General features: G+C 54.0%; 16 protein-coding genes. 8 read left to right on the forward strand and 8 right to left on the reverse strand.

What is annotated here, in order from left to right; genetic code table 11:
* Positions 1-54: 54 nt before the first annotated feature.
* Positions 55-1,083, reverse strand: a complete 1,029-nt coding sequence (gene epmB, locus ACSPHG_RS02105; RefSeq protein ID WP_435951825.1) for an EF-P beta-lysylation protein EpmB — start codon at positions 1,081-1,083, stop codon at positions 55-57.
* 41 nt (positions 1,084-1,124) lie between these two features.
* Between epmB and efp the strand changes: the two genes are divergently transcribed.
* The 3 genes from efp to ecnB all read left to right on the forward strand — a co-directional run bounded on the left by efp (position 1,125) and on the right by ecnB (position 2,135).
* A complete protein-coding gene (gene efp, locus ACSPHG_RS02110; RefSeq protein WP_435951826.1) occupies positions 1,125-1,691 on the forward strand; it encodes an elongation factor P in 567 nt (188 codons plus the stop codon).
* A gap of 59 nt (positions 1,692-1,750) precedes the next feature.
* Complete coding sequence (locus ACSPHG_RS02115) at positions 1,751-1,885, forward strand: entericidin A/B family lipoprotein (protein ID WP_435951827.1); 135 nt, start codon at positions 1,751-1,753, stop codon at positions 1,883-1,885.
* A 103-nt stretch (positions 1,886-1,988) separates the two neighbouring features.
* Positions 1,989-2,135: a lipoprotein toxin entericidin B gene (ecnB, locus tag ACSPHG_RS02120; protein WP_435951828.1), complete on the forward strand. Its 147-nt coding sequence runs from the start codon at positions 1,989-1,991 to the stop codon at positions 2,133-2,135.
* Positions 2,136-2,172: 37 nt separating this feature from the next.
* On the opposite strand, the gene ACSPHG_RS02125 is transcribed toward ecnB, so the two are convergent.
* Complete coding sequence (locus tag ACSPHG_RS02125; protein WP_494516567.1) at positions 2,173-2,769, reverse strand: LuxR C-terminal-related transcriptional regulator; 597 nt, start codon at positions 2,767-2,769, stop codon at positions 2,173-2,175.
* A 291-nt stretch (positions 2,770-3,060) separates the two neighbouring features.
* On the opposite strand from ACSPHG_RS02125, the gene sugE reads away from it, so the two are divergent.
* On the forward strand, positions 3,061-3,378 hold the full coding sequence (sugE, locus tag ACSPHG_RS02130; RefSeq protein WP_435951830.1) for a quaternary ammonium compound efflux SMR transporter SugE: 318 nt from the start codon (positions 3,061-3,063) through the stop codon (positions 3,376-3,378).
* Here the strand turns inward: sugE and ACSPHG_RS02135 are convergent.
* Both ACSPHG_RS02135 and ampC read right to left on the reverse strand, forming a co-directional pair.
* Entirely contained in the window at positions 3,375-3,905 is a 531-nt protein-coding gene (locus tag ACSPHG_RS02135; RefSeq protein ID WP_435951832.1) for a lipocalin family protein, read from the reverse strand. The genes sugE and ACSPHG_RS02135 overlap by 4 nt on opposite strands.
* A 100-nt stretch (positions 3,906-4,005) precedes the next feature.
* Entirely contained in the window at positions 4,006-5,157 is a 1,152-nt protein-coding gene (gene ampC / locus ACSPHG_RS02140) for a CMY2/MIR/ACT/EC family class C beta-lactamase (protein ID WP_435951833.1), read from the reverse strand.
* A gap of 131 nt (positions 5,158-5,288) precedes the next feature.
* Between ampC and ampR the strand changes: the two genes are divergently transcribed.
* Positions 5,289-6,164 carry a LysR family transcriptional regulator AmpR gene (gene ampR, locus ACSPHG_RS02145; protein WP_435951835.1) on the forward strand — a complete coding sequence of 292 codons (876 nt, stop codon included), beginning with the start codon at positions 5,289-5,291 and terminating at the stop codon, positions 6,162-6,164.
* A 129-nt stretch (positions 6,165-6,293) separates the two neighbouring features.
* Here ampR and frdD read toward each other — a convergent pair whose 3' ends face one another.
* Genes frdD through frdA form a run of 4 tightly spaced genes read right to left on the reverse strand, consistent with a single transcriptional unit; the run spans position 6,294 to position 9,590 of the window.
* Positions 6,294-6,653, reverse strand: coding sequence for a fumarate reductase subunit FrdD (gene frdD / locus ACSPHG_RS02150; RefSeq protein ID WP_435951836.1), 360 nt, complete (start codon positions 6,651-6,653; stop codon positions 6,294-6,296).
* 10 nt (positions 6,654-6,663) lie between these two features.
* Positions 6,664-7,059, reverse strand: coding sequence for a fumarate reductase subunit FrdC (gene frdC / locus ACSPHG_RS02155; RefSeq protein WP_435951837.1), 396 nt, complete (start codon positions 7,057-7,059; stop codon positions 6,664-6,666).
* 10 nt (positions 7,060-7,069) lie between these two features.
* The gene (locus tag ACSPHG_RS02160) at positions 7,070-7,807 is read right to left on the reverse strand and encodes a succinate dehydrogenase/fumarate reductase iron-sulfur subunit (protein ID WP_435951838.1); all 738 of its coding nucleotides are present in this window, start codon (positions 7,805-7,807) and stop codon (positions 7,070-7,072) included.
* On the reverse strand, positions 7,800-9,590 hold the full coding sequence (frdA, locus tag ACSPHG_RS02165) for a fumarate reductase (quinol) flavoprotein subunit (protein ID WP_435951839.1): 1,791 nt from the start codon (positions 9,588-9,590) through the stop codon (positions 7,800-7,802). Before frdA ends, ACSPHG_RS02160 begins: the two co-directional genes overlap by 8 nt.
* Positions 9,591-9,919: 329 nt before the next feature.
* Here frdA and epmA point away from each other — a divergent pair, with 329 nt between their 5' ends.
* The 3 genes from epmA to ACSPHG_RS02180 all read left to right on the forward strand — a co-directional run bounded on the left by epmA (position 9,920) and on the right by ACSPHG_RS02180 (position 12,219).
* The gene (epmA, locus tag ACSPHG_RS02170; RefSeq protein ID WP_435951840.1) at positions 9,920-10,897 is read left to right on the forward strand and encodes an elongation factor P--(R)-beta-lysine ligase; all 978 of its coding nucleotides are present in this window, start codon (positions 9,920-9,922) and stop codon (positions 10,895-10,897) included.
* 407 nt (positions 10,898-11,304) lie between these two features.
* On the forward strand, positions 11,305-11,901 hold the full coding sequence (locus ACSPHG_RS02175; RefSeq protein WP_435951841.1) for a hypothetical protein: 597 nt from the start codon (positions 11,305-11,307) through the stop codon (positions 11,899-11,901).
* A complete protein-coding gene (locus tag ACSPHG_RS02180; protein ID WP_435951842.1) occupies positions 11,902-12,219 on the forward strand; it encodes a YjeO family protein in 318 nt (105 codons plus the stop codon). It abuts the gene before it with no gap.
* Positions 12,220-12,236 lie beyond the last annotated feature (17 nt).

The following is a 12,236-nucleotide window of genomic DNA, read 5'->3' on the forward strand; positions in this document are numbered from 1 at the left end:
GTGGCGGGTGGCGCTCACGCTTACCCGCCCTACGCTTGATGAATGTAATCTTGTTTATGACTGGCGCAGCTGCAAATCCAGCGGCGTTTTGCTCGGCTCACCGCCAATCTCACGGGCGAGTTTCGGCACCATATAGCCCGAAACCAGCGTCAACAGCTCGCGCATAATCTTCCTCGCTTCGTCGTCGCTGACCATGAAATGGGCCGCGCCCTGCACTTTATCCAGCACGTGCAGGTAATACGGCATCACGCCCGCATCAAATAACGCATTGCTGAGGTCAGCAAGAGTTTGCGCACTGTCATTGATATCGCGCAGCAGCACGCTTTGATTTAGCAGCGTGACGCCCGCCTGACGCAGGCCTGCCATCGCCGTTCTGAACTCGTCGCCAATTTCCTGCGCGTGGTTGATATGGTTAACCAGCAGCACCTGTAGGCGCGAGCGGGCAAGGCGTGCGGCCAGCGTGTCGGTAATGCGTGCGGGGATAACAATCGGCAGGCGGCTGTGAATGCGCAGGCGCTTAATATGCGGGATAGCTTCCAGTTCGCCCAGCAGCCAGTCCAGCTCGTGATCTTTTGCCATCAGCGGGTCGCCACCGGAGAAAATTATCTCGTCCAGCTCCGGGTGTTCGCTAATATAGGCGAGCGCGGCCTGCCAGTTACGCTTGTTACCCTGATTGTCGGCATACGGGAAGTGGCGGCGGAAGCAGTAGCGGCAGTTGACGGCGCAGCCGCCCTTGACCAGCAGCAGCGCACGGTTGCGGTATTTATGTAACAGGCCCGGAACGACGCTGTGCTGTTCTTCGAGCGGGTCGGTGCTAAACCCAGGTGCCGCGATAAACTCTTGCCGAGCGGTAAGTACCTGGCGTAAAAGCGGGTCGTGCGGGTTGCCTTTTTCCATGCGGGCGACAAACGCACGCGGCACGCGTAATGCAAAAAGTCGACGTGCATCACGACCCGCCAACAACTCTTCGTCAGCGTCTACATTTAAAATATGCAACAGTTCGTCAGGATCGGTTATAACATCGGCAAGTTGCGTTAACCAATCTTCTCTGCGGGGGGGATTTAGGGTTACAATGTGTGCCATTTTTTTGGCTAAGCTACCAATTAACAATTTCAGAGGGCCTTATGGCGACTTATTCTAGCAACGATTTTCGTTCCGGTCTTAAAATCATGTTCGAAGGCGAGCCTTACGCAGTCGAATCCAGCGAGTTCGTGAAACCAGGTAAAGGCCAGGCCTTTGCTCGCGTTAAAATGCGCCGCCTGCTGACCGGCACCCGCGTTGAGAAAACCTTTAAATCTACCGACTCCGCTGAAGGCGCAGACGTTGTAGATATGAACCTGACTTACCTGTACAACGACGGTGAGTTCTACCACTTCATGAATAACGAAACCTTCGAGCAGCTGGCAGCCGACGAAAAAGCGATTGGCGACAACGCTAAATGGATGCTGGATCAGGCTGAATGTATCGTTACCCTGTGGAACGGTCGTCCAATCGCCGTTCAGCCACCGAACTTCGTGGAACTGGAAATCGTTGAAACCGATCCAGGCCTGAAAGGCGATACCGCAGGTACCGGCGGTAAACCAGCAACGCTTTCTACCGGCGCTGTGGTTAAAGTTCCATTGTTCGTACAGATTGGCGAAGTGATCAAAGTTGACACCCGCTCTGGCGAATACGTTTCTCGCGTTAAGTAAGACGTGATGGCGAGCGGCGTGGGCCTACACCGCGCCGCAGCTTGTTGAAGGCAGGGAAGATGAATCGACTGGCTAAGCTATTCCTCGTTATCGCACTGCTAACGACGTTCCTGAGCGGTTGCAACACGACGCGTGGCTTCGGCGAAGATCTGCAGCATCTCGGCGGCGCAATCGAGCGCGCGACCAACAAGTAACTTCCACAACTCCTAAAAAACGCGCTATCTGTCTCACGTTTCCATTTTTTGGCTATGCTTAAGTGGCTATACACAAACACATGGGCAAAAAAGGAAAAATGTCATGATTAAGAAAACTATTGCAGCGTTCTTTTCACTCGTGGTGCTTTCGTCATTGCTGACGGCTTGTAATACTACGCGTGGTGTTGGTGAAGATATTTCTACCGGCGGTAGCGCGATTTCTGGTGCGGCAACAAAAGCGCAGAACTAGCCTTAGGCACGACGGTACGGTCATCGTTGCCGTACCGTTATTCTGCCATCTCCACAGGATGGGTCAGAAACAGTGAAAATCGATTGTCAGCGCCTAATTTCATGCGAATATTCCGCTTATAGGTATAAACCGTTTTCGTCGTAATCCCCATTATTTTAGCAATCGTCTCGTTACTGGCGGCATCCGTCCAAAGCTTCAGCACGCGTTCTTCCCGTAGGGTTAGCAGCGAGGGAATGTGATGTCTTTTATAACGGAACGGTGGGCGAGCGTTTAGCGTTTGTTCTATAAGAGAATGTAATTCTTCCAGCGGCAGAGATTTATTAAAAATTTCATGCGTACCCTGCTCACGGCAGTACTCTTCAATAAGTGGATAATCACCGCTCTGTAATACCATCAGGCGTGTTGATTTACCGCAGGCCGAATATATTGCCGACAGCTGTTGAATATTATGAAGAATGCTCGAAAAACCAGAAAAATCGACAATTACCATATTAGGTTGCCATTGTATTATTTTTTCTCGGGCAATGAGTAAATTGTCAGTATCAGAAATACAGAATGTATTATTTTTATTGATAAGTTTTCTAAGGCCTTGAAGGCTATAGAAACATCGGTCGACCAATAATATTTTATACATTTTTTGCGTTCACGACATTCATCAGGTACAGCCTTTCCAGGTGCGAAAAACAACGTTTTAATCATATGAATGTTTTAAGTAAATTGAACTGGTGAACTACACCACAATACTGAGCTATTTCCGGCCTTAGGCTTTTCATGCTTACTCTGCACATACCCACGGATATACGCCCTGGCGGTTGGATTGCGCTACGTGCTTTTTAAACGCTAAACTATGCCTCTCAAATCAGCCTCACGGGACGACCCGTAAGCGCTTCTTTTTCAACGGGGACGGCCCCAGCCTGGAGCGACTATGGCGTGGTTTATTCTTGTTATTGCTGGTCTTCTCGAAGTTGTGTGGGCCGTTGGGCTGAAATACACCCACGGTTTTAGCCGCCTGTGGCCAAGCGTCATTACTATCGTGGCGATGGTGGTGAGCATGGCGCTGCTGTCCTGGGCGATGAAAACCCTGCCGACCGGCACCGCTTACGCGGTGTGGACCGGTATTGGTGCCGTTGGCGCGGCGATTACCGGCATTCTGATGCTGGGCGAATCAGCAAACCCGGCCCGCATTGCGAGCCTGGCTTTAATCGTCATCGGCATTATTGGCCTGAAGATCAGCACTCACTAACCTTTCTGTTTCACCCACAGGAGCTTCTCAACCGGGAAGCCCTGTCGGGTCGCGGTTTCCAGCATTTGCTCCTTCACCTCTTTGCTGATGGTCGGCGTGCGCGACAAAATCCACAGGTAGTCACGGTTTGGCCCGCAGACCAGGGCGTGGCGGTAATCTTTATCCAACGCAATTACGTTATAGCCGCCATAGAACGGGCCGAAGAACGATACCTTCAGCGCCGCGCGGTCCGGCGAGCCGGTAAAGTAGGCCTTGCCTATGCTCTGCTGCCACATCTGACGGTCGGGATTAAACCCGCGGTTAATGACCCGCAGCCCGCCGTCGTCCATCAGGCTGTAAGTTGCCGTGACCTGTTCAAGACCTTTTTCAAAGCTATGGTCGAGGCGAGCAATTTCATACCACTGCCCGAGATAACGCTTGGCATCGAAATGCTCGACCACCGTCACGTTGGAAGGCGGGGTGGGGGAACTACAGGCGACGACGAGCAGCGCCACGGATACTGCGGAAACTATTGGCCAGATACGCATAGCAAATTCCTTGTCAGCTTTTTGCTAAGTGTAGATTGCGGAGGGGAAAACGTTGGTTTTGGGCAAAATAAAAAGCCTGCCGCAGGCAGGCTTCTGGAGGCTATTGTAGATCTTCGAGGATGCTAAAGGCCGCTTTTACCCGCTCCGGATTGGGGTAGTTTTTGTTCGCAATAATCACAATGCCGAGCTGCTGCTGCGGAATAAACGCCGCGTAGCTGCCAAACCCACCGGTTGAGCCGGTCTTATGCACCCACGAGTCATTGACCGGCGGGGCAGGCGGCCGTATCGCCACCGCAGGCGTTGCCGCGAGCGCAACCTTGCTTTCGCTGCCGTCGACTACAACCTTAGCTTTTACCGGCCAGTTCAGCATTTCCCAGCCCAGGCCCTGATACATGCTGCCAATGCGCCAGTAGCGCGACTGGGCAAGCTCCATCCCCTGCCGCAGCGTTTTGTCTTTTACCTGCTGCGGGTTCATGTTCGCCTTAATCCAGCTTGCCATATCTGCGATAGACGACTTCACGCCGTAGGATTCAGCATCAAGCATTCCCGGCGAAACGCGCACCGGTCTGCCGCTGCTGTAGCCCCACGCGTAGTGGCTCTCTTCGGAGGCTGGCACTTTTATCCAGGTGTGCGAGAGGCGCAGCGGTGCCAGCACGCGTTGGGTCATCGCCTGTTCAAAGCTTAAGCCTGAAGGTTTGACCGCCAGCGAGCCAAACAGCCCGATGCTGCTGTTAGCGTAGAGGCGTTTTTCGCCGGGCGCCCACTGCGGCTGCCAGGTCTGGTAAAAGTTGAGCAGAGCGGCCTTGTCCGTTACCTCATCAGGCACCTGCAGCGGCAAACCGCCTGCGGTATAGGTCGCCAAATCCAGCATGCTGATATTCTGCCACTGCCTGCCGTTAAGCTCTGGCCAGTATTTGTTGGCCGGGTCGCTCAGCCTGATTTCGCCGCGTGCTACGGCATCGCCGCCCAGCACGCCGGCGAAGGTCTTGCTCAGCGAGCCAAGTTCAAACAGCGTCTGCGTGGTGACCGGCTGATTGTTAGCAATATCCGCCTTGCCGTAGGTGAAGTAGTAAGGTTTGCCCTGGTAAATGACCGCCACGGCCATGCCTGGGATGGCCTGCTCTTTGAGCAGCGGGGCAATGGTTTTATCGACGACATGGCCGATCTGCTTTTCGGTCAGCGTTCCCGGAGCGGCAAACGTTGAGCATGAGGCGGTCAGCAGCAGCGCGCTGCAAAGCGTTTTCTTCATCATTGGTTATCTTCCATAGGGTGAAACGACAGGGTGTCCGGGCCCATCAGACGCGCTCAGTCTGTTGTAATTGACTGGTGATGACAAACGATTAAATTTAGCATCAGCCTTTAGATTTTCTTACAGGTAACCTTATGACTCGCAGCTATATCCCGCTTAACTCACTGCGTGCTTTTGAAGCCGCCGCCCGGCATCTAAGTTTTACTAATGCTGCCGTGGAGCTAAACGTCAGCCATTCGGCGATCAGCCAGCAGGTAAAAGCGCTGGAACAGCATCTCAACTGCCAGCTTTTTGTACGCGTGTCGCGCGGGCTAACGCTGACCACGGAAGGCGAGAATCTGCTACCCGTGCTTAACGATTCCTTCGACCGCATCGCAGGTATGCTCGATCGTTTTTCGAAAACGCTGGCGCGTGAAAAGCTCAAGATTGGCGTGGTCGGCACTTTTGCGACGGGCTTTCTTCTACCGCGTCTGGAGGCGTTTCAGCGGGAATATCCGCATATCGATTTGCACCTCTCAACGCATAACAACCGGGTCGATCCGGCAGCCGAAGGGCTGGACTACACGATTCGCTTCGGCGGCGGCGCGTGGCACGGCACGGACGCAACGTTTCTGTGCGATTCACCGCTGTCCGCTTTGTGCTCGCCCACGCTTGCCCACGAGCTGCACAAGCCCGCCGACGTGCTCAAGTTCACTTTGCTGCGTTCCTATCGGCGCGATGAATGGACGGCGTGGCTGAAAGCGGCGGGTGAAGCTGCACCTTCTCCTACCCACCGGGTCATGGTTTTTGATTCCTCCGTCACCATGCTTGAGGCGGCGCAGGCGGGCGTCGGGATTGCTATAGCACCGGTCGGGATGTTTACCCATCTGATAAATGGTGAACGTATCGTGCAGCCCTTCGGCACGCAGATTAGCCTCGGTGGCTACTGGCTGACGCGGCTACAGTCTCGCCCGGAAACCCCGGCGATGGCGGATTTTGCACGCTGGATTGTGGCGCAGGCTAGCCAATAAAAAGGCCTGCGCGAGGCAGGCCTGATAACTTTATTATGGCGTCAACGCCATCCGACATTTTCGGTAGATGGCACCGCGTTTATCCACCCTACGAGCCTGGTCGTGTAGGTCGGATAAGCGGTAGCGCAATCATACAGTCAACACGCCAATCAGCGTGACGACCGTCAGGATCGCTGCCAGCCCGTAAAATACCCATTTGCCGGACGGCACGTGGATCTTCAGATCGTGCATGGCGTGGTGGATACGGTGCAGGCCGCACCATAGCGGCAGCACGATCATCAGGAAGATGAACAGGCGGCCAATCAGGCTGTGGGCAAAGGCATACACGCGGTCATAGCCCAGCGCATCGCCGGGGAACAGGCCGAGCGGCAGCATAATGCCCACCAGCAGCACGATAACCGGGGCAATAATCGCGCCCCACATGCCGCCTGCGCCGAACAGGCCCCAGAATACCGGCTCGTCGGAGCGCTTCGGATTCGGATCGATCATAACGTCCTCCTTACCAGAATAGTGCAACAAACAAAATAACGACCGTTGCAACCACGGTCACCGCCCAAAGCCCCTTGATAACCGGCTCTGGCCCCATTTTCTCGTCTTTGACGATGATATTGGCGGCCTTTGGTGCCAGCTCAAACCATGTTTTGGTGTGCAGCAGGGCGGCGGCCAGGGTGATGATATTGAGGATCACCACAATCGGGTTTTGCAGGAAGCTTATGAACCCCATCCAGCTTTCCGGGCCGTTTTTCAGCGCGAACAGGCCGTAAATCAGTACGATACTGAACCAGACCGTCGGCACCGAGGTGCCTTCGCGCAGCATATAAAAGCGATAGAAGCCCAGCTTTTGCCACCATGTGGGTGCCATTGTCCGGACGTATGGCTTACGTTTCGTGGTCATTGTGCACTCCTTAGCGTGGTTTCAGGGTGGCAATCAAAAAGTCTTTCGAGCTTTCGACTTTGCCCTGCTGGATGGCGGCGGCCGGATCGACGTGCTTCGGGCAAACTTCCGAGCAGAAGCCGACGAAAGTACAGCTCCATACGCCGTTTTTGCCGTTAAGCTGCGCCATACGCTGCTTCTTGCCGTGGTCGCGGTTGTCCAGGTTGTAGCGGTGGGCGAGCGTGATGGCCGCCGGGCCGATGAACTCTGGGTTAAGCCCAAACTGCGGGCATGCCGCGTAGCACAGGCCGCAGTTGATGCAGCCGGAGAACTGATGGTATTTCGCCATCTGCGCTGGCGTCTGGGTGTTTGGCCCCTGGTCAGGCGTGCGCGTGTTGCCGATGATGTACGGCTTAATCGCCTCAAGGCTTTCGATAAAGTGGGTCATATCGACCACCAGATCGCGCTCGATTGGGAAGTTCGCCAGCGCTTCAACCTTCATGCCCTGGGTGTATTCGCGCAGGAAGGTTTTACAGGCCAGCTTCGGCACGCGGTTGACCATCATGCCGCAGGAGCCGCAAATCGCCATGCGGCACGACCAGCGGTAGCTCAGGTCAGGGGCGAGATTGTCCTTGATGTAACCCAGCGCATCCAGCAGCGAGGTTTGCTCATCGTAAGGGACATCGTAGATTGCGCTGTGCGGCTCGCTGTCCGTTTCCGGGTTGTAGCGCACCACTTCAATCTTCAGGGTTTTCATCACATCAGCCATTCGTCGTCTCCTTCTTGTCGGCTGCTTCTGCTTCCGCACCGTAGACGCGTTTTGCCGGTGGCAACGTGGTGATTTTCACGTCGCTGTAGTCCAGACGCGTGGTGCCATCAGCATCTCGGAAGGCGAGGGTATGTTTCAGGAAGTTGACGTCGTCGCGTTCGGTGCAGCCTTCGTCCAGACGCTGGTGCGCCCCGCGAGACTCTTTACGCGCCATCGCAGAATGCGCCATACATTCCGCAACGTTCAGGCCGTGACCCAGCTCGATGGTGTACAGCAAATCGGTATTGAAGACGCTGGAGGTATCGGTTACGCGCACGCGCTTGAAGCGTTCCTGCAGCTCCGCCAGCTTGTCGATGGTTTTTTGCATCAGCTCCGGCGTGCGGTAAATCCCGCAGCCTTCTTCCATCGACAGGCCCATTTCGTCGCGGATCTTCGACCAGTTTTCGTTGCCTTCCTGGTTGACGAGTTTTTTCAGGCGGCCTTCAACATCGGCGGCCTGTGCGTTAAGCGCCGCGTCGTTTGCAGGCTGCGCGCCGTTAGCGCGAAGCATCGCCTGCTCGCCCGCCAGACGGCCAAATACCACCAGTTCAGCAAGCGAGTTAGAGCCAAGACGGTTCGCGCCGTGCAGGCCCACGGAAGAACATTCGCCGACGGCGAACAGCCCTTTGATACGGGTTTCACACTGGGTATCGGTTTCAATGCCGCCCATGGTGTAGTGCGCGGTTGGGCGCACCGGAATCGGCTCTTTCACCGGGTCGACGCCAACGTAGGCTTTCGCCAGCTCGCAGATAAACGGCAGGCGTTCGAGGAGTTTTTTCTCGCCCAAATGGCGCAGGTCGAGGTAAACCACATCGCCACGCGGAGTAGGTACGGTGCGGCCCGCGCGCCATTCGTGCCAGAAGGCCTGGGACACTTTGTCGCGCGGCCCCAGCTCCATATATTTGTTCTTCGGCTCGCCAAGCGGGGTTTCTGGCCCCATGCCGTAATCCTGCAGATAGCGGTAGCCGTCTTTGTTAACGAGGATACCGCCTTCACCGCGGCAGCCTTCCGTCATCAGAATGCCGGAGCCCGGCAGGCCGGTTGGGTGATACTGCACAAATTCCATATCGCGCAGCGGCACGCCGTGGCTTAACGCCATGCCCATACCATCGCCGGTCACGATGCCGCCGTTGGTGTTGTAGCGATAAACGCGGCCCGCGCCGCCGGTGGCCATTACCACCGCGTTGGCGCGGATTTGCACCAGCGTGCCTTCCATCATGTTCATCGCGACCAGGCCACGCGCCTGGCCGTCATCTACCAGCATGTCGAGGACAAAGTGTTCGTCAAAGCGCTGAATTTGAGGGAATTGCAATGAGGTTTGGAAGAGGGTGTGGAGCATATGGAAGCCGGTTTTATCGGCGGCAAACCAGGTTCGCTCGATTTTCATGCCCCCAAAGCGGCGCACGTTAACCGACCCGTCCGGGCGACGGCTCCACGGGCAGCCCCACTGTTCGAGCTGCGTCATTTCGGTTGGGCAATGATGCACGAAGTAGTCAACCACATCCTGTTCGCACAGCCAGTCGCCACCGGCAACGGTGTCGTGGAAATGGTACTCAAAACTGTCGTGATCCTGCGCGACGGCGGCGGAACCCCCTTCGGCGGCAACCGTATGGCTGCGCATTGGATAGACTTTGGAAATCAGAGCGATTTTAGCCTGTGGATTGGCCTGAGCTGCTGCAATGGCCGCTCGTAAGCCCGCTCCGCCAGCGCCAATTATGGCGAGATCGGCTTGAAAGGTTTGCACGACATTCCTCCAGTTTTTAGTTATTTCGCAATGCTAATGTCACCAAAGGTAGTCCACCAAAACGGTAGGGGCTATTGCGAAAGGGTTTTTCCCTGCTCCTTTGTAGGTAGACGATTATAACCGGAGGGATTTTAAGGAAATTTGATGTGTTCGATTTTTTTGCAGTTATCTTCCGCAATTAATTACCTGTAGTAATGAGTCACGTCACAGATTTAACACCGTTTATCGTGTGGGTATCGGCGTGATTTGCCCTTTCTCCGCGCAAAATTTGTCTCCCTCCGGGGATACGAGTAGACTTCCTCGCCTTGTTAGATTTTGGAGAATTAACCATGAGCGAAACGGCCACCTGGCAGCCGAGCGCGTCCATCCCCAACCTGTTGAAACGCGCCGCCATAATGGCGGAGATTCGGCGTTTTTTTGCCGACCGCGGCGTACTGGAGGTGGAAACCCCCTGCATGAGCCAGGCGACGGTAACGGATATTCATCTGTTCCCGTTTGAAACCCGTTTTGTTGGCCCCGGTCATTCTGAAGGCATGAATCTGTATCTGATGACCAGCCCGGAATATCACATGAAGCGCCTGCTGGCGGCGGGCGTTGGCCCGGTATTCCAGCTGTGCCGCAGTTTCCGCAACGAAGAGATGGGCCGCCACCATAATCCAGAGTTCACCATGCTGGAATGGTATCGCCCGCACTACGATATGTACCGCCTGATGAACGAGGTGGACGATCTGCTCCAGCAGGTTCTGGAATGCGAGGCCGCTGAGTCGCTTTCTTACCAGCAGGCTTTCCAGCGCCATCTGGAAATCGATCCGCTGTCGGCAGACAAAACGCTGCTGCGCGAAGCGGCCGCAAAACTCGATCTGAGCAATATTGCCGACGAAGAAGAAGACCGCGATACCCTGCTGCAGCTGCTGTTCACCATGGGCGTGGAGCCGCACATCGGGAAAGATAAGCCGACCTTTATTTATCACTTCCCGGCAAGCCAGGCGGCGCTCGCGCAGATCAGCACCGAAGACCATCGCGTAGCGGAACGTTTTGAGGTTTACTTCAAAGGTATTGAGCTGGCGAATGGATTCCATGAGTTGACCGACGCTCGCGAACAGCAGCAGCGTTTCGATCAGGACAACCGCAAGCGTGCCGCTCGCGGGTTAATCCAGCAGCCAATCGATGTGAACCTGCTCGAAGCTTTAAAAGCCGGGCTGCCGGACTGCTCCGGCGTAGCGCTGGGCGTGGATCGTTTGATCATGCTGGCGCTGGGCGCGGAAAGCCTGGCCGACGTGCTGGCTTTCCCTGTAGATCGCGCTTAAAAGTGAAGGTTTGATAAGCGCCAGCGCCAACAAACGACCGTGGCGGGTGGCGCTTACGCTTACCCGCCCTACAAAATCAGGTAGTAGGTTTGATAAGCGTTAACGCCATCAAACGACTGTGGCGATTTCGTTTACCGGCCCTACAAATTATCGCCTGACAGACTGGTTATTACCGGAATATTTAATAACTCCAATATATCTTTTATGTAAACAAATAGACTTGAATCACGTTCCTCTGCTTAGTGATGTAATTATGCTTAAAGGCTATTATCACTCGCTGAATATATAAAAAATGAATGAATCCTTACTGTTTTGTAAGATTGATGAATATGGTTTTCCACATTGGAACGGGCTTGATGTTTTTCGTTGGTATACGCTGCCGTCAAATTGGCGATATATGACCGGTGATGCATACTTATGGATTTATAAAACATCATGGCTTACTTTTCACCGTTCCAGTATTAAGCAGTTTGCAAGGGAGGCTCAGATACCTGAGCTTTTATTGGCAGGCGTTGCTGTGGCAGAGGTGGGTGGTACGCCGGAAAAAAATAAAAAGTGTTGGTGTATTACAGGTAAGGCAAGTCATTAAAGAGTTATTGGGGGAAAATAATCGGCGTTCAAATGCAACCTCTGTTGGGTCGATAGCCATTCAGCTCGGCGTCGCTGCTCAAACATTGGGTATGAATCCTCATGCATTAACCCCTTTCCAGCAGTTTCGTCTGTCCCGATGCTTGCTGGATAGTCGGTTCAATATTCGTGTGGTAGCTTTCCACCTGCGCGATCTGATTCTCTTTGATAACCCGGGCATCAACACTCGTATCCTCACTGAGGAACAAATCATTCTTGCAGGCTCCCGGTATAATCGAGGCACTCAACGAAATGCTAGCGACATACTTAAGTCTATCACGGCTCCCAAAGGCACGCTTTCACGTCAATATAGCGAATATGGGAGGCGTATTATGGAAAAGAAACAAACCATCTTACAAATACTGGAAGGTAGGTAGATGAACTGGAAGATTTTTTCGTTAGGAGTGGTTTGGCTCTTTGCCTCTCTTGCGTTAATTATTATTTTTTCCACTCAGAGTAAAGAATGGTGGATAGGTGAGGGCGGAATAAATAATATTTGCGATCTTATGCGTTATATCGAAAATGATGACGTGCGTGACTTCGGAATAATTATAACGCTGCCTGTTTTTTTTCCGGCAATGTATGCATTTTTCAGAAAAGGGAAACGTTACTGGTTTATTTATCTAGTGACGGCGATTATTGCCGGTTTTTGGTTATGGAAATTTCTGGTTCGCTACCAGTTATGCCTCTGGTAAGCAAACGCGCGAAAAAA

It is taken from the genome of Dryocola baronae (assembly GCF_051297175.1).
Taxonomy (GTDB): Bacteria; Pseudomonadota; Gammaproteobacteria; order Enterobacterales; family Enterobacteriaceae; genus Dryocola.